The organism is Cupriavidus sp. H18C2 (assembly GCF_049393795.1).
GTDB lineage: Bacteria > Pseudomonadota > Gammaproteobacteria > Burkholderiales > Burkholderiaceae > Cupriavidus > Cupriavidus pauculus_C.
Window position 1 is genome coordinate 1279087 of record NZ_CP186011.1, and the last position, 22635, is coordinate 1301721.

Here is a 22635-nt window from a genome sequence, read left to right on the forward strand (position 1 = left end):
TTTGAGATGACGATATGTAATTGCATGGTGCTCGCCTCGCTACACCGCTATGGCCGTTGTGCTTTGTGAATTCAACCGGTCAACGCAACGGTCTGATGGAATCGTTCTGCAGGTGTGTCGAAGTTTAATGTCTTTCGCGGCCGTTCATTGAGTTGCCTCGCTATGCCGTTGAGCTTTGCCTGGGAATAGATGGAGAGATCAGTGCCTTTTGGGAGGTACTGCCTCAAGAGGCCATTTGTGTTCTCGTTGGAACCGCGTTGCCAGGGATGTTGAGGGTCGCAGAAGTAGACCTTGATGTCGGTCGAGACGGTGAAGCGCTTGTGATCGGCCAGTTCTTTGCCACGATCCCACGTCAGGGATTTGTACAGTTCTTGTGGCAGCTTTCCAGCATGTTTGATCAGCGCGTTGACGACCGTCTCTGTGTCTTTGCTGGAGACCTTGAGCAGCATCACGAACCTCGTCTGACGCTCGACCAAGGTTACTATCTGGCTGTTGGCACTGCCGAAGAGCAAGTCTCCTTCCCAGTGGCCTGGTATCGCGCGGTCTTCAACGCTCGCAGGCCGCTCGCTTATTGAAACGGCATCACGGATTCTTCCGCGCTCATCGGTCTTCGCCGAGTAGTTCCGTGCGTGACGCATGATCCGGCACCGCCTCAGATGTGCGAGCAACTCCTTCTTTAGGGCGCCGCGGGCCTGGACATAGAGGCTACGGTAGATGGTCTCGTGTGACACCTGGTAGTCCTTGTTGACCGCATAGTCATGCTTGAGCCAGCCAGCAATCTGTTCCGGAGACCACCGCATCTTCAGTTTGGCCGCCACAACCTGTGCCAGCGCAGGATTTCTGACGAGCTTACAGGTCTTCGGACGGAGCGCGCGAACCCAGGCGAGTTCATCGGCTTGACTTGCGCGATAGCATTGGCTGCCGCCATTGCGCCGCAACTCCCGGCTAATGGTCGATGGGGCGCGCCCGAGCCGGCAGGCGATCGATCGGACCGACAGACCCGCCACTACCGAGCGAGAGATTTCTTCCCGTTCGGCGAGGGTCAGGGCAAGCCTGGAACGGTGTCGCGGTGACGGTTGAATGCCGCCGGACTTCGCCAGAATCCCTTGTACTGATGAATGGTACCGATCAAACAGCCGGGCGATCTGGTGAAGCGTGTCCCCTTTTCGCCACCGCTCCCACATTAGTGCCTTCTGAGTCTCGGTGTAGTAAATCCGGCGCCTTTGTTTCATTTGCAGCACCTCCACGGCTTACGCAGTGTCTAGTGTTGCATCGACCCATTGAATCCACGGTCGGTCAGAGACACTCAATCTTTCTGTATACCTAGCGACCCCAACGCGACAGGAAGCGGCCGACGAACTCCTGCTCCGTTAAGTCTTCGCTCTAACGCGTACACCGGCTGCCGACGCCCTGCCGCAACTCCGGCCCTTTGCCGACGCAATTCCATCCCAGCACGCTCCCGTCGGCGTCCCGTCATCTGGGCAACCCCTCGGCGTCGTCCGCTATCTCGCCTCCCACAGCGCGATCGCACTAGCTTTGGGACGTGACACCCGCCCCAGCCCACCTGTCCCATCTCAAAGTTAATGGGAAGCCCGACCTAGATGGAGCGGCCCCCTGAATCGCCGGACACAGTCCCCCACTTACAATAGCGGGTAGGCATACGACTGTGTTTATGACTAAAACGAAGCAGGAATTGGTGGAAGTGTTGACGGGGCCGGAGCGCCGGCGGCGGTGGTCGCCGGACGAGAAGCTCGCGATGGTGCGCGAGAGCTGCGAGCCGGGCAAGACGGTGTCGATGGTGGCGCGCCAGCATGGCGTCAATCCGAATCAGCTCTTTCATTGGCGCAAGCTGTACCAGGATGGCAGCCTATCGGCGGTCAGTGCCGGTGAAGAAGTCGTGCCGGCATCGGAGTTGAGCGACGCGCTCAAGCAAGTCCGTGAGCTACAGCGCCTGCTGGGCAAGAAGACTATGGAGAACGAGATTCTCCGTGAGGCAGTGGAGGTGATGAAGTCGCGAAAATGGATTGCGCGCTCACCCTCATTGCCGGGGGACGACCTGTGAAGCGGGTCTGCGAAGTTCTCGGTGTAGCGCGCTCGAATGTGGCAGAGAAGCTGGCTCGCCCTGCAGACTGGCGGGACGGGCGCAGCGCCCGACAAACCGACGATGCAGGGTTGGTCGAGGAGATTCGCAATGCGGTCGCTCATCTGCCCAGCTACGGCTATCGCCGGGTCTGGGGTGTACTGCGCAGGGAGCGCGAGCGCCACAGTGCACCGCCCGTCAATGCGAAACGGGTCTATCGGGTCATGCGAATGTACGGCCTGCTGCTGCAACGCAGGGTGGCCCCGCCACGCCCGCAGCGCAGGCATGAGGGTAAGGTTGCGGTAGCAAAGACGAACCAGCGGTGGTGCTCTGACGGCTTTGAGTTCCGCTGCGACAACGGCGAGCCACTGCGCGTGACGTTTGCCCTGGACTGCTGCGACCGCGAGGCGATGAGTTGGGCGGCGACCACTGGCGGGCATAGCGGTGACGTGGTCCGCGACGTGATGTTGGCCGCCGTCGAGAATCGCTTTGGAAACGTGCTGAAGACGCCGACGGAAATTGAATGGCTGACCGATAATGGCTCAGGCTACACGGCAGACAAGACCAAGGCGTTTGCGTCGGCAATCGGCTTGAAGCCACTGACCACGCCGGTCTGCAGCCCGCAGAGCAACGGCATGGCCGAGAGCTTTGTGAAGACTATGAAGCGCGACTATGTCGCCTTTATGCCCAAGCCTGATGCCGAGACGGCCGTTCGCAATCTGGCCATTGCCTTCGAGCACTACAACGAGCAGCATCCCCATAGCGCCCTGAATTACCGCTCTCCGCGCGAGTTCAGGCGTGCGATGGCCTTATCAATCTAAGGGTGTGACCGTGTCCGGGGACACGGGGGCAAATCCACTAGATAAATCAAGGAGTTGCTGAGCGCCGTCGCAAACTACCTGGGTCGAAATCTCACAGTTAGTGGGTAAAAGGGGCGGTCCGTCTCACAGTATGTGGGTACAAAGGGATGGCTAGCGGACGGCAGGCCGGAAGTCGGTTCCAGCCGCAGAAGTGGTCAGGGCTTATCGTCGAAGTCAAACGACAGGCATTCGCCGATGACTAACGAGTGTCCCAGACTGGCCGGGAGGAGCCCCTCTATTCGACGCAATAACGCAGTACATCGGCCATTCCGAGCTTCACATTCGCCGCTGCGCACCTTCCGGCGACTGCTACGTTTCCGATCCCAGACCCATTTCCTGGATCAGCCATTCCACGAATGTCCCTACCTTGTACAAGTGCTTCTCATTCTGCCGGTAGGACAAGAAGTGGGTTTCGCGAGCAATGTGAGTGAACTCGTTTTCACCGATCGCCACGAGGTCGCCCCGCGCCAGTTCTCGCTCCGCGAGACGGATGCTTTCGAGCGCAATGCCCATGCCATCGACTGCAGCAGAAATTGCCAATGCACCACGGTCGAACGATGCGCGCGGTCGCGTTGGGCAGACCATTCCGTTGGCGCCGAACCAGTCTGGCCAGCTTACGCGGCTGAGTTGCGAATCGATCAGAGGAAGTCTCTCCATCTGAAGCTGTAGGGGCTCGCCGGCCTCGATTAGAGAAGGCGAGCACAACGGAACGATGCGTTCCTTGCCCAACGCGCGCACCACAAGGCCCGCCCTGGTGTGGGCTGATCCATATGTAATGGCGACGTCGACTTCGCGGGCATGTGTCAGATCGATGGCGTCCGCACCCGACGACAGCCGGATCGTAATGTCGCCATGTGTCTGCATGAACTGTGGCAGCCGTGGGCCTAACCATTTCGCGGCGAAACTCGGTGCGCAGTAGACCGCCAGCACCTGAGACTGCGGAGCCAGTGCGACCTCGTTGCAAGCGGCCTCGATGACGTCGAATACCCGGGACAGGCTTTCCTGCAGTCGCTTGCCCTCGGGCGTCAATTCCACTCGCCTGGTGCGGCGGTCGAACAGCTTGCGACCGAAATACTCCTCCAGTTCCTTGACCTGGTGGCTGATCGCGGACTGCGTCAGGTATAGCTCCTTGCCGGCAAGCGTGAAGCTCTCCAACCGGGCGGCCGCCTCAAAGGCACGCAACAACACAAAATTCGGTACGCGTCTCATACGAATGGACTGATGCATGAACCCGGTTCATGCTTTCATGAACACCCATCGTTTGTCAACGCACCCCTCGGCGACGACTATGAAGCCGTACCGCAGACGCCAGCACGGCATCCCGCGAATACCAATAGTCCCCACATTTATACCGAGGAGTTGACATGGCAGCCGTACTCGAACGCGCCCCGCAGGTTTTCAATAGCGAGGAGCGCACGTCCATTTACCAGCCCGAACAGACGGGGCTCATTTACCCGTCGGTCCAGACATACGCCACGTTTGCGGAGGAGCGGCAGCATCGCAAGGAGCGGCTCGTGGCCGCCTGCCGCGCTTTCGCCCTCGAACGGCTGGACTATGGCTTTGCCGGCCACCTGACCGTGCGCGATCCGGAACACCCCGAGCTGTACTGGACCAATCCGATGGCCGTGCATTTCGCGCAGGTCAATGTCTCGAACCTGATCTGCGCGGACCACGAAGGGCGTGTAGTCGAAGGCGAATATGCGATCAACCGCGCCGGCTTTGTCCTGCACGCTGCCGTGCACGAGATGCACCAGGACATCGTGGCGATGTGCCACGCCCACACCGAATACGGCACCGCATTCGCCTCGCTCGGCAAGGCCATCGAACCGATCACGCAGGACGCGTGCGCCTTCTTTGAAGACCACGTGGTGATTGGCGAGGAAGCCGGCAAGGTAGCCGTCGAGGTCAAGGGCGGGCACAAGGTGGCGAACGCATTCGCCGGCGTGAAGGCTGCCATCCACCAGAACCACGGGCTTCTGACCGCAAGCCGTCACAGCATCGAGGCCGCCGCCTTCTGGTTCATCGCGCTGGAACGCTGCTGCAAGCAGCAACTGATGATCGAAGCCACGGGAATCAAGCCGCACCTCGTCACGCCGGAGCGCGCGCGATATAGCCGCGAGCACGTAGGCAGCGATTACATCGGCTGGCTGCATTTCCAGCCGATCTGGGACCACCTGCGTCTCACGCAGCCCGACATGTTCGACTGATCTTCACCGTTGTACGGGCCGCATCCCTGCGGTCTTGAAGCGGGCCGCCACCTTCGATGGCATCAGCCACCGGCGGCCCGCTCTCCCATATCCATAACTAAGCCCCTAGGAGACACCCCATGCAAACACCAGCGAGCGTGGTGACGCCATTCGTCCCCACCGAATCCGAAACCTATTCGAAGGTCATGTGGCGGCTCTTGCCGTTCCTCTTCCTCTGCTACATGTGCGCATACCTCGACCGGATCAACGTCGGGTACGCAAAGCTGCAGATGATGCAGGATCTTGGCTTGAGCGACGCCGTCTACGGCCTGGGCGCCGGCATCTTCTTCGTGGGCTACCTGCTCTTTGAAGTGCCCAGCAACCTGATCCTGCTGCGCGTGGGCGCACGGCGATGGATCGCTCGCATCATGGTGACATGGGGTCTGATTTCCGCCGCGATGATGTTCGTCAACTCACCGACGAGCTTCTACATCATGCGCTTCCTGCTCGGCGTGGCGGAGGCCGGCTTCATTCCGGCCATCCTGCTCTATCTGACGTACTGGTTCCCGGCGTCGCGTCGCAGCAAGGTCACCGCCCTCTTCCTGACCGGCATCCCGATGTCTGGCGTGATCGGCGGGCCGCTATCGGGCTGGATCATGAACTCCATGCACGGCTCGCACGGTTGGGCGGGCTGGCAGTGGCTGTTCCTGCTCGAAGGCATTCCCACCGTACTGGTCGGCATCGTGGCCTACTTTTACCTCGACGACAAAGTGGCCGATGCCAAATGGCTGAGCAGTTCGCAGCGCGCGATGATCGAATCAAATCTGGCGGCTGAGAGCAAGGGGCACGCGCTGCATTCCGTACGCGATGGCCTGACCAACCCGAAGATCCTGCTGCTCAGCGTGATCTACTTCTTCTTCACCATGGGTCTCTACGGCGTCAGCTTCTGGCTACCCACCATCGTCAAGGCCAGTGGCGTATCGAACCCGCTCGACATTGGCTTGCTGTCGGCTATTCCCTACGCAGCCGCTACAGCCTCGATGATCCTGGTCGGCCAAAGCTCCGACAGCCGCGGCGAGCGCCGCTGGCATCTGGCCGTGCCAGGCGTGATCGGTGCGATGGGACTATGCGTGAGCGTGGCCTATGCCAACAACACGGCCCTCGCGATGATGGCGCTGACGATCGGTACGATGGGCATCATGACCACGATCTCCCAGTTCTGGACGCTGCCGCCGGCCATCCTTGGTGGTGCCGCAGCAGCAGCGGGCATCGCACTGGCGAACTCGGTGGGCAGCATTTCGGGCGTGATCAGTCCGTACCTGATCGGCTGGGTGCAAACGTCCACGGGCACAACGGGCAACGGCGTACTGGTGCTCGCTGCAAGCCTGGTCATCGGTGGTGTGCTTGTGTTCGCCGTGCCGGCCAAGCTCGTCAACCCTGACAGGGCCGGTCGTCGATAGTTGGAGCGCTTACGCCGCCGTCTGGCGAGTATCGGAGAAATACTCGTCCAGGCGGCGCGTCAGATTCTCGCGAGCCTGGGTCGTATGCACATCGGTCAACTCGGCAGCGCGTGCAGCGTCCCCGGCGGCGATAGCTTCGGCAATGGCTTCGTGTTCATCCCAGATGGTCTGGCGCTGCTGAGCAGAGGACTGCAGTACCGCACCCATGGCGCGGCGCAGGTGCATCCAGTAGTTCTGAGCGCTCTGCTCCAGGAACGGATTCCCGGCCGCACGGTAGATCGCATTGTGGAACTCCATGTCGGCATCCATCATCGCCTTGACGTCCTTGCCACGGGCAACGCGACGGCCGTTGGCGATGATCTTCGGATCGACCTTGAAATGACGCTTGGCCGCCAGCCGCGCAGCGAGGGCATCCAGCGAACCGCGGATCTCGTAGAGCTGGCCGACTGCCTCGGCATCGAGCGGCGTGACCAGCACGCCGCGGCCAGGCGCGTCCTGCACGAAGCCATCTTTCTTCAGGATGCGCAGTGCCTGAATCACGGGCGAGCGGGACACCTGCATCTGGTCTGCGATCTCTTCCTGTGTGAGGCGCGTGCCGGGCGCAAGCGTGCCGGCGCTGATGGCATCGAGAAGCATCTTGTAGACCTCGTCGACATAGTCGGGACGGGTCTGGATCTTGGAGAAGGTGGTTGCCATGGTGACTGCCTTTGCACTCTGTATCCAAAGCATTGTGGGCGAGCGGTGTGCCGATTGCAATCTCGGCATATGCGAGGGATATCCCCCTTGACATTCGGATCGGTCCCACCCTAAATTTGAACTCTGAATACAGAGTTCAGAACCCACGATAGGAACGGAGACACTGCAATGAAAGTTTTCTACGACAAGGATGCCGATCTGTCGCTGCTGCGCGGCAAGAAGGTTGCCGTCATCGGCTACGGCTCGCAGGGCCACGCCCATGCGCTGAACCTGAAGGACAGTCATATCGATGTCGTGGTTGGCCTGCGTGAAGGGGGCGACTCCTGGCGCAAGGCACAGGCCGCTGGCCTTTCTGTGGCCAGCATGAGCGAAGCGACGAAGATGGCGGATGTCGTGATCGTGCTGATTCCCGACGAAACGATCGGGAAGGTCTATCGGGACACCATTGCCCCGGCGATCCGCGAGGGGGCCACCCTTGCCTTCGCCCACGGATTCAATATCCACTACGGGCAGGTATCACCGCGTGCCGACCTCGATGTGGTGATGATCGCGCCGAAGGCGCCCGGCCATACGGTGCGGTCGACCTACGTTGATGGTGGCGGCGTTCCCGGTCTCATCGCGGTGGCCCAGGACCGTTCTGGACGCGCGCGCGATGTCGCGCTGGCGTACGCCTCCGCCATCGGTTGCGGACGGTCAGGCGTCATCGAAACCAACTTCCGGGAAGAAACCGAGACAGACCTCTTTGGCGAGCAGGCCGTGCTGTGCGGCGGTGCCGTCGAACTGATCAAGGCAGGCTTCGACACACTCGTGGAGGCAGGCTACGCGCCCGAGATGGCCTACTTCGAGTGCCTGCATGAGCTCAAGCTGATTGTGGACCTCATATACGAAGGCGGCATCGGCACGATGAACTACGGCATTTCCAACAATGCGGAGTATGGCGAGTACCTGACCGGTCCACGCATTGTCACAGACGAAACCCGGGCAGCCATGAAGGCCGTGCTGGCTGACATCCAGACCGGGGAATATGCGAAAGCCTTCATCCTGGAAAGCCAGGCGGGCGCACCGACCCTGCAATCGCGGCGGCGCCTGACTGCCGCCCATCCCATTGAAACCGTCGGGGCGAAGCTGCGCGGCATGATGCCGTGGATCCAAGCCTCCGCCCTCGTCGACAAGGCAAAAAACTAACGAAGTGCTGACAGCGTTGCGCGCGTAAACCCGATCTTGCATCGACGTATTGCGCGCGTACACTTTGGATACAGAGTTCAGAATTCAGTAGTCAAAGACTACGAGATCCCCCAGGAGACACCCATCATGACCACGCCTTTCGACCAACACGACGCCAGCAAGACCAGCGGTGGCAACGCAACGGCTGCGCCCACGGCAAAGAAGCTGATCCCCTACGGCGGCTACTACACAAGCCGCGTGCCGGGCCACGACCCCGAACTTACGGAAACCGGCCCGGGCACGCCGACCGGCGAATACATGCGCCGCTTCTGGCATCCGGTGTGCATGTCGATGGAACTCACGGACACGCCGCGCTTCCTTAAGATCCTGAGCGAAGAGTTGGTGGCGTTCCGCGACGGCAGTGGCCGCGTCGGCGTGCTGCACGCCCATTGCGTGCACCGCGGCGCCTCCCTCGAATACGGCGCAATCCAGGAACGCGGCATCAAGTGCTGCTACCACGGCATGGTGTTCGATGTGGATGGTGCGTGCCTGCACGTGCCCTTCCCTGCTGGCGAGGAAAAGGACGCCGACAAGTACGCGTGCTCGATCCGTCAGGGCGCGTACAAGGCCATCGAGCGCAACGGCCTGGTATTCGCGTATATGGGGCCGCCCGAGGAAGAGCCGCCGTTCCCGGAGTGGGAGCAGGACTTCACGGTGTTGCCTACAGACGAACTGGTGCCGTACAGCAACTTCCAACACTGCAACTGGCTACAGGTGCAAGACAATGCCGCTGACAACTTCCACCCGACCGCGCTGCACGCCGCCAAGAACGTCGTGGGTGGCAAGTTCCAGAACACAACCTTCGACGAAGTCGGTGCCGCGTCGATGGAAGTGGCACCAGACATGCAGTTCATCCCCGTCCATCAGGGGCGCGGCCTTGCCTGCGCGGGTGCCCGGCGCGTCGACAAGGACAAGATGTTCCTGCGTATTCAGCATCAGGTGCTGCCGAACCTGAGTCTGCACGCCTATACCTCGGAAGACGGTTCGAAGAAAAAGCTGTTTAGCCGCTTCCACATCATCCGCTGGACGGTGCCGGTCGATGACGAGAACAGCAAGATGATCGGCTGGCGTGTCATGGGCCCCGGCATCGACACCCGACTCGTGGGCGACAAGAGCATGGTCGGTTACGAAAGCATCGACTTCCTCGACGGCCAGGTGGCGATGCGTCGCCCCGAACGATTCGGCAAGTACAAGCTCGAAGATATGCCGCCGATTCCGCCCAATCACCGCGAGCGCGCCAACTACAAGGATGCCCAGTACGCGCCTGGCGATTACGAAGCCATCATCAGCCAGCGTCCCATCGCCGTGCATTCGCTGGAAAACCCCACCAAGTTCGATGCCGGCCTCTACGCGTTCCGCAAGATGCTGCGCGAGGCAGTGCGAGGGTCCAATGCCGCAGCAGCCGCGCAAGGCTTTGCGCAATGGTTGCGCGACGTGGGCGGCGCGCCTAACAGCTACTGCACCGGCAACGTATTCGAATTGCCGGAAGCGGATACGGTTGAGAAGGAGGTTGCCAATCGCCGACTGCTCGCTCGCAAGGCGGTGGCCATCATCACCGAGGCCGACAGCCTCAGAGGCGAGGAACGTGCAGCGTTCGTGAAGGCCCGGCTCGAGGAACTGGAACAAAGCCTCAAGGCCTGACGCCACTGAAATAACGCCGGGCGGCACTGCATCGCCCGGCCGATGTCCCTGGAGACCACATCATGAACGCCCCCCTCCCCCTTGCCGAGCGCGCTACGCTCACGCACCTGGAACTCGTCCTGCGGCAAGTCCGCATGGAGGCCACCGGCATCAACTCCTATGAGTTTGTGGATGCCGATGGCAACGAACTGCCCGCCTTTACCGCTGGCGCCCACATCGACGTGCATATCGCACCGGGCGTGATTCGCCAGTATTCGCTATGCAACAGTCCTGAAGAACGCCACCGTTACGTGGTGGCAGTATTGCGAGACGAAGCCGGGCGCGGCGGATCTCGCGGCATGCACGAAACGTTGCGCGTACCCAACCGCGTCAAGGTCAGCGTGCCGCGCAACAACTTCCCACTCGCGGAAGGCGCAAAGAAGATCATCATGCTGGCCGGCGGTATCGGCGTGACACCGCTCAAGTCGATGGTGCATCGACTGGAAGCGAAATGGGTTGACTACGAACTGCATTACTGTGCAAAGGGTCTGCAGTACGCCGCCTTCGAGTCGGAACTGCGAAGCATCGCCCGCATCGGCAAGATCCACTGTCACTTCGATGGTGGAGACCCGAAAAAGGGGCTGAACATCGCCAAGCTGCTGAAGCATCCCGAGGCGGATACCCATATCTACTACTGCGGCCCGGGGGGGGTTTATGCAGGCTTGCGCGGATGCCGCCGCGCATTGGCCACAGGAGCTCGTGCATTGCGAGCATTTCAAGGCGCCCGTGCAAAAGGCACCCACTTCCAGCGACTCGCCCGCGGAGGGATATGTGGTCGAGCTGGCCAGATCCGACAAGAAGCTCACCGTCGCGCCCGGCCAGAATCTGGCGGAGGTCCTCCAGCAGGCAGGCGCCGCCGTGGAAACGTCGTGCCAATCCGGCCTATGTGGAACCTGCAAGGTCCGCTACCTGGCTGGAGAGGTCGACCATCAGGACTTTATTCTGGACGAGTCAGAAAGACAGACAGTCATGACGCCGTGTGTGTCTCGCTGCAGCGGAGGAACATTGGTATTGGATCTGTAGCGGCGGGAGAAGAATATGCCTCGAGACACGCCTTCTCCGCTGGCCTACATTCTTCTCGTCCTGGTCTTGGTTTCGCTTGCTGCGCCGGCCGCTGAAGCCACAATGTCTCATGGGCTGGCGCAGGTGCAGGCCATCGGCATGAAGTTGGTCGATGACAGACTCAGCCACTGCGACGCTCCAGCCTGCGCCAGAGCGCGCGTGCTCAGGCAAGCCATCGATGCGACATCGTGTGAGACGTCAATCCCGGCGATAGCCTTGTCTGCCTCGCTCATGGCGGTATGGCATGACGTCCCCCCCGAACAGCTTTGCTCGCCCTTCCAATCCGGACGTGGTCAATAGTATGACGAGGGTACGGAGCAGCAATCGAAACGAAACATCCTTGCCGGAAAGGGGGCGCTGTGCGCCTACAAACTCGGCATCAGCCTTCCGTCATCAGATCGATGAGGGTTGCTACGTGGATATCGACGGTGTCGAGGCACGGCACTGGGCAATTCTCATCGCTCAACAGAAGCGGAAGCTCGGTACAGCCCAGAATAACTTGCTGAATTCCCTGCTGCTCATGCATTGATCGAATGATCTGCACAAAGCCTTCGCGCGCGTCGTCAGTGACCACCCCGTGTTCGAGTTCCGCTTCAATGCGATCCTGGATATACGACATCTGTTCCCCGTTCGGGCAGACGATTTCAATGCCCGCCTTCTCGAACGGCGTCCGGAAGAATGAATTGGACATCGTGAACACTGTGCCGAGCAATCCAACTGTCTTCAGGTTTCGCCTTTGCGCCGTCGCAAGCGTCGCTTCAATAGCACTAACGAGAGGGATCGGAGATTTCGCCTTGAGGTCGTCGAAGACGATATTTGGTGTGTTCCCTGTGAGGGCGGCATAGTCCGCGCCCGCGGCGGCCAGACAGTGAATCGCATCCAGGACATAGGCAGTCAGGTCGTCGTAGCGCATCTCCTTGCACATCTTGAAGACTTCAAACGCGCTCAAGGTTTCGATAGACAGTCGCGGAAGAACCTCCGGCCCCATCTTGTCCTTCAGCCCCTCAACGAGCTGGCGATAGTACGAGACCGTTGACTCGGGACCGATGCCGCCAATAAGACCAATCTTTTTCATAGTACGGGTGCAGACCAAGAAAAGTTGCGAGAGAGGGTTCTGCCCTCCGCGCCTCTACGAGCGACGGCTGTCCGTCGCGTGGAGCTCATTGCGTTATGACGCCTTCGATACACGTCACAGACTGGCCGCCGACGCGAATGGTATCGGCCCCCTCGAACGACACAACGAGCTTCCCATCGCGGCCTACGATAGAACCTTGGGTCGCTACATACGTCGCACCGAACTGCCCGATCTGACCGGCATCGCGGATAAATGCCGCGACAGAGCCATTGCCACTACCGCAGACCGGATCCTCGTTGACCCCTACACTGGGTGCGAAAGCACGCACCTCGATCGCGGCGTTCGCATCCTCTCCATATGCACCGAATACGACAACCCCGATAGACTCATCCTGCCTGTTGAAATCCGCCATACGTGCGTAGTCCGGGCGAAGACCGAGAACGGCGTCCGCACTTTGAAGCTGAACGATGGTCCAAACGGGTCCGACGTTCACGAGCTTCGGACTATGTTCGCGAAGTATCGATGCCCCCAAGATTGACTCCAGTTCCTGGAGCCGATCTTCTTTGACAGGCGTCAGGGTGGGCACAGGAAGCTTGAACGCAATCAGCGGACTCTCTCCGGTGCGTGCAGTAACACTGAGTTCGATCAAACCTGCACCGCATTCCTGCACTAACTTGCCCTGCTTTACCGCAACAACTCCTGCTTCGATCAGTGCGTGAGCCGTGCCCAGCGTTGGATGGCCGGCAAACGGAAGCTCGGACTGCGGGGTAAATATCCTGACCTGGTAGTCCGCATCCGCGTGAGTGGGCGGCAATACGAAGGTGGTCTCCGACAGATTCGTCCAGTTCGCGATCCGTTGCATCTGGTCGGAACTTAGTCCTTGGGCGTCTAGAACTACCGCGACCGGATTACCGCGATAAGGCGTGTTCGTGAAAACGTCCACTTGTTTGAAGGGTACGGGCGTCATGGTTGCCTTTATATGGGTTGTCAAACGACCGTCAACCGATCGTGTCACAGAAAGTAGTCGAGGATGGTTCCTGGTGAGCGCTTTCACCAGCCGCGCTTGCGACGAACGCGCGTAGCATTCCCATCGCCTCCGGCGTATCCTTCAACGCGCTGAGCATTGCGTCTGGGTCTCGACCTTCCTCATGCAGTGCTTGGCGTCTCTTCTGGATGCACGCTGCAGAAATAGCGGGAGTGAACTCAGGATGAAACTGCGTCGAGATAGCGTTGGGCCCGTAACGAACAACCTGATGGCGATCGTGACGAGACACGGCCAAGGTCGTGGCCCCCGGCGGCAACTCCATGACGGTTTGCAAGTGAGTGAGGTGCGCCTGGAAGCGATGCGGCCAGTTCATCAGGAACGGATCCGCTTCGCCCGCGGCCGTTTTGACAATATCCAGACAGCCCATCTCTCTGCCTTCCGGATGGAAATCCACACGCCCTCCTAGTGCATGAGCCATCAGTTGATGCCCGTAGCACACGCCGAAGAGCGGCATCCGTATGGCAACGGCCTGTCGAATCCACTCCGCAGTCAACTCACTCCAGCCATGACGATCCGTAACCATTTCCCAAGACCCGGTGATGATTGCGACCTTGTTCGGATCGGGCGGAGGCAACTGCTCATCTTCGAAAACGCGGACCACATCCAGGTCTGCCACCGGCTTGCCCAAGGCTTGGCTAAACCAGATTGGGAGATCCCCTTGCGAGTCGCGAATCTCGAGAGGCGGCGTTCCAACTTGGATAAGCAGCACACGTGCAGCCGATTTCGGCCGGAACACTTGGGCCTTTTCCGAATCGGTAAGAACCTGATGATGAGTCATTTCTGCTGACGGTTGTTGACGCGGCGGACCTGATCGCGCGCCGCCTTGGATGAAAATCAGCGCGCAGCAAGGGCTCGATACTCTGCCACCTACCGCTGTGCGCTGTACACTGAAAGTAGAGAGTGCCATCATAGTTGACGTGACACTACAAGCCAATCAGCAAAGTGTCACAACACACTATTGGTACTGGTCATGCGCCTTCGATCTCCGTGGAACCCTCGTCTTTCCGACGCCACTTCTTCATCTCCTTGCGACCGACTAGCCACAGCTTTGTCGGAAGACATCCTGGACGGCTCACTCGAAACAGGCGACCGATTGCCGGCGCATCGGGATCTTGCCGATCAACTCGGCATTGGCATCGGGACGGTCACGAAAGCGTATGGCATGTTGGAACGTAGGGGTCTAGTAAGAAGCGTCAAAGGAAGAGGAACGTTCGTCGCAATCAGTCACGCTCGACGAGGCCCCCTCATCGACTTGTCTCGGAACGCGCCGCCTGCTGCGATGACTGAGCGCGTACTCGCCCGCACGCTCGCAGCCGTCGCCAAACGGGCCGACGCTGGTCACTTCAACCACTACCCGCCATTTGGCGGCCACGATGAACACCGAAGAATGATGGCGCAGTGGTTCGCGAAAGTCGGTTTGGCAGCCGATCCCAATGTCCTGATGCTGACAAGCGGAGCCCATCACGCCGTAGCAGTAGCCATGTCAGTGGCCTGCGGTCACAACGGCACGCTTTTCACGGAGTCGGAGACTTATCCGGGAGCCATCGCCCTCGCCAGATTTCAGGGTGTCCCCTTGCGTGGCGTGGCGATCGATGATGAGGGTCTGATTCCTGACGCATTGGACCGAGCACTAGCTAACTGCAAAACAGAGCGTGCGGCAGTCTATGTAACACCGACCATGCAGAACCCGACTGCGGCGACCATGAGCCTTTCGAGACGACAGGACATCGTCTCAGTGTGCCGCGCGCGCAGCGCCACAATCATCGAAGACGATGTGTATGCGCTGCGCGCAGATGAATCACTCCCGCCGCTCGCGATGCTCGCTCCAGAGCGTACCTTCTATGCGAACAGCATGTCGAAGACGGTCAACCCTTCGATGCGCATTGGGGGACTAGTCGTTCCAGGATCAAGCATTGACGCCGCGCTTAACACACTACAAGCCACTGCCGTCATGGTGTCGCCCCTCACGTGTGCACTCATGGAACAATGGATCCTCGACGGCACGGCTGACGCCCTCAGCCTCTCCATACAAACTGAAGCCGAGCGTCGGACCATCATCGCAGAAACCATCCTCGGCGGCCTGATGAAAAAGCGCGAAAGGCGGGGATATCACGTCTGGCTGCCAATGACAAAGCAAAAAGCAGCTCACATCGAACTCGCAGCGAGGTCGATAGGTGTTCTGCTCACCCCGCCGTCTTCGACCGCTGCGACTGACGACAACGACGGCGGCCTTCGACTTTGCCTGGGCGCGCCGTCTCTGCCAGATCTGACCTGTGCCCTAGAGTCCATGGCGAAGCTTTTGGCACAAGCAAGCGCCCCAACGGCAATATCGAGCTCCCTCTTTTAAACTCGCTTTCGATAAAAGTGTCGCATGACACTAAATTCGTTTACGCGAAGTGTGTCGCCGTCTAAGCTGCCATGAATCTACACTGACAGCGGGCGCCCATAGCGCAGAGCGGCAGAAGTTAAGGCATGAGCAAGACACACGTAGAAACAGGTTTAGTTTGCACGGTGGACGATGAAAATCGGCTGGGGCGCATAGATCGTGCGTGCACCAGCGACTGTCTCGGCGAGCGGGAGTCGCGATGACCATACAGTCGCCCGTCCCCGCCGTAGCAGCACAGCAGGCCATCGATTCACGTGTGGATTGGTTCAGCCTGCTGGTACTAATTCCGCCCCCTCTATTCTGGGCGGGCAACTTCATTGTTGGGCGTGCAATCCGCGATGAAGTGCCACCATTCATGATGCTGTTCTGGCGGTGGCAAATCGCCTTGACACTGTTGCTGCCGTTCGCTTGGCGCGTTATGCGCCGGGATCGTCATCGCTACCGACAGTATGCGGGGCGCCTAGTTGGCGTATCGATGATGGGCATCGTCGCATTCAACGCTTTCGTCTGCGTTGGCCTACAATCCACGACCGCGTCGAACGCGCTGTTGCTTAGCTCCTTCATCCCAATTTTGATCGCACTGTTTGCTGCTCTGTTCTATAAGCAGCCTCTAAAGCGAGCTCAAATTCTGGGGCTGACGCTCTCATTCGCGGGCGTACTCACCATCGTGTTGCAAGGCGACTGGTCGCGACTTTTCTCGCTGTCGTTTTCTCTGGGGGATTCAATCGTATTGTGCGCAATGGTGTCTTGGGCGCTCTATACGCTGTGGCTTCGCGCATTCCCCTCAGACATCGACCGCATCGGCCTTATGGCCGCACAGATCGTCATCGGGTTGGCTGTGCTGCTTCCCCTGTATCTGTGGGAGCGCTTCTCAGGACCAGCTCCCGTCTGGTCCGTCCAATCCCTGAGTGCTATGGCATATCTAGGAATCTTCCCCTCGGTTGTCGCATACCTGCTCTACAACATCGGCGTTGCTCGCGTTGGCGCCGCGCGCGCAGGGCTGTCGATTCACCTGCTCCCTCTCTTCGGCGTGGTCTTGGCTGTGCTCTTCCTTCATGAGTCCATTCACTTGCATCACGCCGTCGGGACGATAGCCATCGGCGTCGGCATTCTGCTTTGCACGAAGCGCCTAGCGTCCTCGACCGAGCGCCGCCCCCCCTGTCGACGACGCTACGAGCGTATTGAGCCAGGACCCTCAAAAGATCAACCCATCGAATTTCCCACTCTCTAAGGACTGGCCATGAAACATCGTCAAGCTCTCTTCGCCGTCATCGGGGCGCTATGTGTCTCCTCGGCTTTCGCGGAACCTCGGTTTCTAGATTCCAACACGGTCACAAAGGGAACCCTCCCTTTCTCCGAAGCCGTGCAAGCCGGAACGACGCTCTATCCTTTCCGGCCAAGTCGGCTTAGTCCCGGGAACCCAGAAGCTTGCACCCGGTGGCATCGCGGCCGAGTCGCGTCAGACAATGGATAACATCAAAGCCGTTCTCGAGGCGCACGGACACAGCCTTGAAAGCGTCGCAAAATGCACGGTCTTCCTCGTTGATTTGAAGGAATGGGCAGACTTCAATACCGTCTACACCACGTAACTTCCAGCCGAGGCGTTATCCGGCGAGAAGTGCGGTGGGCGTCCGCGAGTTGGCACTAGGCGCCCGCGTCGAGGTCGAGTGCATCGCCACGAAGTAACCGGGGACTTGGGCTGTCAGGTCAATGTCTTCATTTGGAGAACTATCCGACATTGCCATAGGGAAGCTCGATGTCCGAGAAGGGTCTGTTTGGGACTGTCACCGACCTGATTCCTACCATGCGTGCGCCACCGCGCCTCTCGGTAAGGCAGTCCCTCTTCACGCAATGCGCTTCCGCCATAAACGCATGGCCAGCGCAAATGAAAAAACCGGCTTACGCCGGCTTTTTCCCCCGCATCCCAGGTGGTCGAGCCACACCGACACCGCGGGTTAGCTGTTAAACAGAACGGTATCTCGTTGCAGAGGTTTGTGCAACATACAATGCAACTTACTCGGCACGCCCGTCTTGAGACTAGCTACTAAATGCCAACTCAGGCGTCGGGTCGCGCCAGGCATAGGTGAACTATCAATGGTCCCTTGCAGCGCATCTTGGGAGGTCAGACCCGGATATTTCCGAGGAAACACGCCAGGGACCGGCTTACGCCTAGATCGCAGGACTGGCGCGAGTAGGCGCCGGCAATCTCACGAGGTAAGTCGAAACAGTTTCAACCGTATGGGGGCGCCAATCCAGAGCGCTCTCTGCATTGTGCCAGCCTTGCTGACTCCGACGTATTCGTCGCAACATCTCGCGCGGAATTCCCATATCCTCGCTGGGCACGCCTGGCAGAATGACCCCCAAGCGGCCTTCGCGCACCCATCGCACGATGTCTTCCCGCTCGACGTGCAGGAATCTCGCCGCGACTCCAACGCTGGTCCACCGCAAATCGCAGTGAATCCCACCATAGCCATAAGGGACCACAACTCGTACGGACCAGAAGTATGGAAGAACCCATTTGGCGAACATTAATTCGACACTTGCGTCCCGACGCACCAAGGCGACAGCTCGCCTCTCGATGACGGCGGGATTTAGCAAGCGGCTGACACACTCTCCTATCGTCATGCCATAGCGCAATACCGTAGCGATGTCGATGTAGTCGTCCGTCCGTCTAGATTGCTTGTAACGGCCCAACAGTTCCTCGATTGCCCGTCGGGGATATTTGTGTTCGCCGCCTTGCCGTCTGTGCCCACACCGCTTGAACATAGCGACAATGATCGACGTCGGCACGTTGAACCGCTCAGCGCAATCGCGAGACGACAGGCCTTCGTGGCGTGTATGCCAAGCGTCATGCAGAGCCTCTAGCGAGACCCTTTTCGGATTTTTTGTCCACACGGTTGGGGATCGCCTCACCCACTTTGGAAGCTGCTCCACATCGACGGGCCAAGTATCCGACCCACCCAAAAAAATGGGAAGCCAGTAGCCCAGGACAGTCCCTTTGGCCGGCGCACTTCTATAGAGCTCTGCTACCGCTGTTTGCAGGTATCGCTGCAAACTCACTCCCATCGGTCCATGGGTGCCGCGAAACAGCTCGGTCGCGACCAATTTCTGCAACTGAACCAGATCGCTATCCTCCCTTCCGGCAAAGTCCTTTACTAGGAATAGCGCAGGATTCCGGAGGCGAGATAGGGCGTCACCCGCGGCGGCAAACGCACAGGCATCCCCTCGCTCGCCCAAGCCACCGAGGCGCTCCTGTTCAGTGATGGAATTGCCCATCCACGCATAACCGAGCGCCCTGAGAAATGGCACGCGAACGGGTAACGGGAGTTTCCCCCAGTCGTTTCTCATTTCGCCGTTCGTCAATCGTAGCCCCAGAACATAGCGCGTGACCCGGATCTCGGCGTCCCCTGCCATCTCGCGCCGCCAAAGCGCGAGCGGAAATCCGCAGATGCAATGGGCTACATCAAAGCGGCGCCAACTCAGCGCCCTACTACAAATGGGGCAGATGGCCACGAGGCGGAGTCGATGCACAAGACATGCGAGTACCGCCCGCCTCTCCCAATCCTCGCGCCAATATGCTGCGTGTTGAAAGCATTCGGGGCAGAAGGCTGCCCGTTGGCGTAGCCGATCAATTCCCTTAACCTTCCTCTTTGACTCTTCCTCGAGAGCCTTGCTCTGGTCAAGCGAAAGCGCTTGCTGGTATCGTACGCGTAACACGTAGCCGCGTGCGCTCTCGTCGCAAAGGGCTTCGCTGCCCCTTTGCACTTCACAACGGCTTGCCAACACCACGGATCGTGCGGCATTCGCCCCCGACAACGGGGACTTTTGAGCCACGGATGTCGTTCTCATTGGCGACTTCCCGTCGCCTTGGCATGAACCGGCGCGAGGCATCTCAGAAGGCCATATCAGGACAGAATGGTTGCCCCACCTCGTCCAGCAGGTTATGGCTGAAGCTGCGATTGAACGGATTCAGTTTCCCGATACCGTCGTGCCAGATCGCGGCAGTGAAGGCCTTCTCCATCAAGTTCATACTAAGCTGCTTATTTTTTGAGGCGCCGCTCATCTCGATGGCTTCGATCAGCAGTTTCTTGACGTAGCCAAGCGCGCCGTGAGTGGCATACCACATGCGTGGCCCGTACAAATGGTCAGCGATCTCAGCCGCGTTCTCAAACGGCAGCTTGTCTGCCAGGGCTCGCAGGACATCAAGGAAGTCGTTGAACTGATCCGTCTCCTCCATCGCGAACGCGCCGATGTGCTGCACCGATGAGAACCGGCCTCGCAGTTGCTGGTTTTTGTCCAGGATGGCACGCGAGTTTGGCAGTCCCATCAGCACGACCGATACTCCCGATTGATTCATCAGGCTCTTTACGGAATTGGCATAACGCAGCAGCTTTGGATAGTGCGACGATTCGGTGAAGTGGTGAAACTCATCGATGATGACCAGCTTGATGCGGCAATACTCGGCAATCTTGGCGAAGCGAGCAATCAGTTCCTGCTCGCTGAGCGTCCGCCCCGTGGTCACATCCAGTTGCAGCATGAGGGCACGTGCAATGGATTTCTCGGTGGGTATTGTGGGAATCTCGATGTAGAGGACGGGGACGCTCGGCGTGCCATCGACAAAAGTCTTGGGATGGGTGTCCAGAAGCGATCGCGCCAGTGTCGTTTTTCCGACGCGGGTATCACCCACCACCAACATTCCCTTCGGATCGGGCGAGGTGATCATACCGTCCATGCGCGCCCTCAAATCATGGAATGCGGGATAGTCGATGATGTACTTTGAAACTTCGTTTGCAGCCAAGTGGGCCTGTGTCTCAACTCTCATGATCGGCTCCATCAGCCTCGCTGGATCCGACGGGGGGGACACCAAGACGGCTCATCCGTCCCAAGGCGAAACCGGGCAACGCTTTGCGAGGGCGCATGCGAAAGACACCTAAGGTCTGCGAGTTGTCGGCGTGCGGCGGTGCAGCTTCCTGTGGCTGCCGCACTCTCGCACGTTTGCCGGCATCCTTGGCAATCGCCGCGGCTTTGCGTCGTCGGACAGTTCCATCGGCCTGTGCCGCTTCAATTTCTCGGCGCAATGCCGTGCGGCTGGCCGCGAGCCGGACACGCTCCGTCTCATTGAGATTCTTGGCTCGTTGATGCTTACGCAAAAGGTCGTGCTCACGCAAGGTAAGACCATGCGCGTAGCCGGGATCGACGTTAGGTACGAGTAGTTCGAATCGCGTGTCCGGGTGAGTGATCCAGATATGCCCGAGGTCCATTGGGTCGAACCGAACGGTAACTTCGCAGTGCCTGCCATATCGAAGCCTGAGCCCCTCGAGTTCGGCAGAGGCATAACGTTGGTTACCGAACAGCTTGATGCCGCTTTTCCCAACGTGCCGCCGCGCCGATGGGCGACAGGCACGCGCCACCGCCTCGTCGCTATGTAGCGAGTCCAGCTGACGGCCAGGCGCACATTGCCGCCAGACAAGCTCCGGCGTCGCACCACCCAAGCCTTGGTGTGGCGCGAGCCCATAGACCGTATCGATCCACCTACCCAGGATCTCACGGAGCGCCGAGATCGTCAGCGTTGCGTTGCCTTCTGCATCATAGCCAAGCCGCTCTTTCGGACTGCCATATGTCGTGCCGGGCAACGAACTGATGAAGCTGCGATTTACCGTCCCAATGAACCGCTCGATATGCCCCTTGTTATCTGGACGATAGGCCGGGCAGAACATCGTCACAATATCCAACTCGGTGCAGGCCGCCTGAACTGCAGCGGAGTCGAATTCCTTGGCGCGGTCGAACAGCACCATCTCGATCTGCCCATGGGCGAGCCGTCGCGGTGTGTTGATCGATAGATGGCCAGCGTCTACGCCGCTGCCGCCCGCACCAGACCGCGTATCGGAAGCCCCTGTCATGGCCTGGCGTAATAGAGCCAAGACGGTTTGTTCGTTCGGGCTGGCAAGCGACACCTCCCATGCGACGACCATGCGTGTGGCCACGCAGATCATGACGGACAGATTCGGTCGGCCGACGGGCTTTCCGGTCACCTCGTCAACGAGAACCACATCGAGCACACCGTGGTCGGACTGCACTATCTGCAGCGGGCGGCGCGGCGCTTCGCTCGGATTGGCCTTGGACAGACTCAACATCCGGCGTGCCTCGGCGGCCCCAACCTTCGCGGACAACCGCTCGATGGCCGGCCGATTGTGAAGCGATCGATATAGGGTAGCCCGGCTAACGGGTCGGGCAGGCGGACCGAGCGCCCAGGCGTTCTCCACCGAGACCTGCGTATTGAGATCGTCCAGGATCTCCACGACGGGACGCCGTGGCCGCTGCAGGCACTGATCCACGGCACGGGAGACCTTCTCGGCGTGGCCTGGGGCTAAGCGAGGCTTTCCCTTGCCCCCCCGAAGATCCGTGTGCGACATGAGCGCCGCGAAGCCATCGCGAAGGAAGGCCTGCCACCACCGCACGACCGTGGAGTCTGAGGGAGGTCGTGCGTCGCCCAGCCGATGCGCCGCGCGATCGATGGCGTCCCGCAGCCACCTTCCCCGCCGGAACATGCTCACACCCTGCTTGGCGACTTCGCGCAGGTAGCCGCGCCTGCGCGCCGTCTCCTTGCGCACGGAATCGGGTGCGTCGCGAAGCTGTCCGCCGGCGCTCTGCCGGATGAGGCCTGAATCCAGGCCGATCTCTTCCACTGTGAACTCGACAAGGTGGCCGTCTTGAAGGTCGCGGCAAATCAGGGTTCTAGCATCCAGCCCAGCGCACACCTGAAAGGCCTTGCCACCCCGATGAAAGATCCGCGCGGATTGGTTGGCCGCACTTCCTACGGCGCCGGCCACGGGGGATCCGCCCGTCATACGAACAGCTGCTTGTTGTCGAGAATTCTTCAT

Annotated in this window: 18 protein-coding genes and 1 pseudogene; 11 read left to right on the forward strand and 8 right to left on the reverse strand. The window is 59.8% G+C overall.

The window, feature by feature from the left end; translation table 11 throughout:
* Positions 1 to 71 precede the first annotated feature (71 nt).
* Positions 72 to 1232: an IS30 family transposase gene (locus tag EPAKOI_RS22290; protein WP_423193469.1), complete on the reverse strand. Its 1161-nt coding sequence runs from the start codon at positions 1230 to 1232 to the stop codon at positions 72 to 74.
* 464 nt (positions 1233 to 1696) lie between these two features.
* Between EPAKOI_RS22290 and EPAKOI_RS22295 the strand changes: the two genes are divergently transcribed.
* Positions 1697 to 2901, forward strand: a protein-coding gene (locus tag EPAKOI_RS22295; protein ID WP_423193501.1) for an IS3 family transposase whose coding sequence is annotated in 2 segments (ribosomal slippage) — positions 1697 to 2015 and positions 2015 to 2901 — 1206 coding nt in all. Because the reading frame shifts where the segments join, the coding sequence is not laid out codon by codon here.
* Between the two features lie 348 nt (positions 2902 to 3249).
* Here EPAKOI_RS22295 and EPAKOI_RS22300 read toward each other — a convergent pair.
* Positions 3250 to 4167: a LysR substrate-binding domain-containing protein gene (locus EPAKOI_RS22300; RefSeq protein WP_423193714.1), complete on the reverse strand. Its 918-nt coding sequence runs from the start codon at positions 4165 to 4167 to the stop codon at positions 3250 to 3252.
* Between the two features lie 137 nt (positions 4168 to 4304).
* Here EPAKOI_RS22300 and EPAKOI_RS22305 point away from each other — a divergent pair, with 137 nt between their 5' ends.
* Positions 4305 to 5147, forward strand: coding sequence for a class II aldolase/adducin family protein (locus EPAKOI_RS22305; RefSeq protein ID WP_423193715.1), 843 nt, complete (start codon positions 4305 to 4307; stop codon positions 5145 to 5147).
* A gap of 119 nt (positions 5148 to 5266) precedes the next feature.
* Complete coding sequence (locus EPAKOI_RS22310; protein ID WP_423193716.1) at positions 5267 to 6586, forward strand: MFS transporter; 1320 nt, start codon at positions 5267 to 5269, stop codon at positions 6584 to 6586.
* 9 nt (positions 6587 to 6595) lie between these two features.
* Here EPAKOI_RS22310 and EPAKOI_RS22315 read toward each other — a convergent pair whose 3' ends face one another.
* Entirely contained in the window at positions 6596 to 7282 is a 687-nt protein-coding gene (locus tag EPAKOI_RS22315; RefSeq protein ID WP_423193717.1) for a GntR family transcriptional regulator, read from the reverse strand.
* 168 nt (positions 7283 to 7450) lie between these two features.
* Between EPAKOI_RS22315 and ilvC the strand changes: the two genes are divergently transcribed.
* The 3 genes from ilvC to EPAKOI_RS22330 all read left to right on the forward strand — a co-directional run bounded on the left by ilvC (position 7451) and on the right by EPAKOI_RS22330 (position 11304).
* Positions 7451 to 8467, forward strand: coding sequence for a ketol-acid reductoisomerase (gene ilvC / locus EPAKOI_RS22320; RefSeq protein WP_423193718.1), 1017 nt, complete (start codon positions 7451 to 7453; stop codon positions 8465 to 8467).
* A gap of 126 nt (positions 8468 to 8593) precedes the next feature.
* On the forward strand, positions 8594 to 10147 hold the full coding sequence (locus EPAKOI_RS22325; RefSeq protein WP_423193719.1) for a Rieske 2Fe-2S domain-containing protein: 1554 nt from the start codon (positions 8594 to 8596) through the stop codon (positions 10145 to 10147).
* A 62-nt stretch (positions 10148 to 10209) separates the two neighbouring features.
* Positions 10210 to 11304, forward strand: a complete 1095-nt coding sequence (locus EPAKOI_RS22330; protein WP_423193720.1) for a ferredoxin reductase — start codon at positions 10210 to 10212, stop codon at positions 11302 to 11304.
* Between the two features lie 323 nt (positions 11305 to 11627).
* Here the strand turns inward: EPAKOI_RS22330 and EPAKOI_RS22335 are convergent, their stop codons facing one another.
* From EPAKOI_RS22335 to EPAKOI_RS22345, 3 genes are all read right to left on the reverse strand, one after another.
* Positions 11628 to 12323: an aspartate/glutamate racemase family protein gene (locus EPAKOI_RS22335; protein WP_423193721.1), complete on the reverse strand. Its 696-nt coding sequence runs from the start codon at positions 12321 to 12323 to the stop codon at positions 11628 to 11630.
* An 85-nt stretch (positions 12324 to 12408) separates the two neighbouring features.
* Positions 12409 to 13290, reverse strand: a complete 882-nt coding sequence (locus tag EPAKOI_RS22340) for a PhzF family phenazine biosynthesis protein (RefSeq protein ID WP_423193722.1) — start codon at positions 13288 to 13290, stop codon at positions 12409 to 12411.
* 31 nt (positions 13291 to 13321) lie between these two features.
* Positions 13322 to 14146, reverse strand: coding sequence for a glutamine amidotransferase (locus EPAKOI_RS22345; RefSeq protein ID WP_423193723.1), 825 nt, complete (start codon positions 14144 to 14146; stop codon positions 13322 to 13324).
* Positions 14147 to 14338: 192 nt separating this feature from the next.
* Here EPAKOI_RS22345 and EPAKOI_RS22350 point away from each other — a divergent pair.
* The 5 genes and pseudogenes from EPAKOI_RS22350 to EPAKOI_RS22370 form a co-directional block, all read left to right on the forward strand.
* Positions 14339 to 14524: pseudogene (locus tag EPAKOI_RS22350) on the forward strand (GntR family transcriptional regulator); the annotation flags it as partial.
* Positions 14525 to 14647: 123 nt separating this feature from the next.
* The gene (locus EPAKOI_RS22355; RefSeq protein ID WP_423194558.1) at positions 14648 to 15715 is read left to right on the forward strand and encodes a PLP-dependent aminotransferase family protein; all 1068 of its coding nucleotides are present in this window, start codon (positions 14648 to 14650) and stop codon (positions 15713 to 15715) included.
* A gap of 238 nt (positions 15716 to 15953) precedes the next feature.
* Complete coding sequence (locus tag EPAKOI_RS22360) at positions 15954 to 16985, forward strand: DMT family transporter (protein ID WP_423193724.1); 1032 nt, start codon at positions 15954 to 15956, stop codon at positions 16983 to 16985.
* 154 nt (positions 16986 to 17139) lie between these two features.
* Positions 17140 to 17343, forward strand: a complete 204-nt coding sequence (locus tag EPAKOI_RS22365; protein ID WP_423194559.1) for a Rid family hydrolase — start codon at positions 17140 to 17142, stop codon at positions 17341 to 17343.
* A 34-nt stretch (positions 17344 to 17377) separates the two neighbouring features.
* Positions 17378 to 17440 carry a hypothetical protein gene (locus tag EPAKOI_RS22370; protein WP_423194560.1) on the forward strand — a complete coding sequence of 21 codons (63 nt, stop codon included), beginning with the start codon at positions 17378 to 17380 and terminating at the stop codon, positions 17438 to 17440.
* A 2206-nt stretch (positions 17441 to 19646) separates the two neighbouring features.
* On the opposite strand, the gene EPAKOI_RS22375 is transcribed toward EPAKOI_RS22370, so the two are convergent.
* Positions 19647 to 20576: a TniB family NTP-binding protein gene (locus EPAKOI_RS22375; RefSeq protein WP_423193725.1), complete on the reverse strand. Its 930-nt coding sequence runs from the start codon at positions 20574 to 20576 to the stop codon at positions 19647 to 19649.
* Entirely contained in the window at positions 20566 to 22635 is a 2070-nt protein-coding gene (locus EPAKOI_RS22380; protein ID WP_423193726.1) for a Mu transposase C-terminal domain-containing protein, read from the reverse strand. The genes EPAKOI_RS22375 and EPAKOI_RS22380 overlap by 11 nt, the downstream gene beginning before the upstream one ends.

Bases quoted from the DNA above. Each gene is read 5' to 3' on its own strand.
- EPAKOI_RS22330 (WP_423193720.1), top strand. From the start codon at position 10,210: ATGAACGCCCCCCTCCCCCTTGCCGAGCGCGCTACGCTCACGCACCTG.
- EPAKOI_RS22360 (WP_423193724.1), top strand. From the start codon at position 15,954: ATGACCATACAGTCGCCCGTCCCCGCCGTAGCAGCACAGCAGGCCATC.
- EPAKOI_RS22290 (WP_423193469.1), bottom strand. From the start codon at position 1,232: ATGAAACAAAGGCGCCGGATTTACTACACCGAGACTCAGAAGGCACTA.
- EPAKOI_RS22325 (WP_423193719.1), top strand. From the start codon at position 8,594: ATGACCACGCCTTTCGACCAACACGACGCCAGCAAGACCAGCGGTGGC.
- EPAKOI_RS22315 (WP_423193717.1), bottom strand. From the start codon at position 7,282: ATGGCAACCACCTTCTCCAAGATCCAGACCCGTCCCGACTATGTCGAC.
- ilvC (WP_423193718.1), top strand. From the start codon at position 7,451: ATGAAAGTTTTCTACGACAAGGATGCCGATCTGTCGCTGCTGCGCGGC.
- EPAKOI_RS22380 (WP_423193726.1), bottom strand. From the start codon at position 22,635: ATGAAGAATTCTCGACAACAAGCAGCTGTTCGTATGACGGGCGGATCC.
- EPAKOI_RS22345 (WP_423193723.1), bottom strand. From the start codon at position 14,146: ATGACTCATCATCAGGTTCTTACCGATTCGGAAAAGGCCCAAGTGTTC.
- EPAKOI_RS22375 (WP_423193725.1), bottom strand. From the start codon at position 20,576: ATGAGAGTTGAGACACAGGCCCACTTGGCTGCAAACGAAGTTTCAAAG.
- EPAKOI_RS22310 (WP_423193716.1), top strand. From the start codon at position 5,267: ATGCAAACACCAGCGAGCGTGGTGACGCCATTCGTCCCCACCGAATCC.
- EPAKOI_RS22300 (WP_423193714.1), bottom strand. From the start codon at position 4,167: ATGCATCAGTCCATTCGTATGAGACGCGTACCGAATTTTGTGTTGTTG.
- EPAKOI_RS22355 (WP_423194558.1), top strand. From the start codon at position 14,648: ATGACTGAGCGCGTACTCGCCCGCACGCTCGCAGCCGTCGCCAAACGG.
- EPAKOI_RS22335 (WP_423193721.1), bottom strand. From the start codon at position 12,323: ATGAAAAAGATTGGTCTTATTGGCGGCATCGGTCCCGAGTCAACGGTC.
- EPAKOI_RS22305 (WP_423193715.1), top strand. From the start codon at position 4,305: ATGGCAGCCGTACTCGAACGCGCCCCGCAGGTTTTCAATAGCGAGGAG.
- EPAKOI_RS22340 (WP_423193722.1), bottom strand. From the start codon at position 13,290: ATGACGCCCGTACCCTTCAAACAAGTGGACGTTTTCACGAACACGCCT.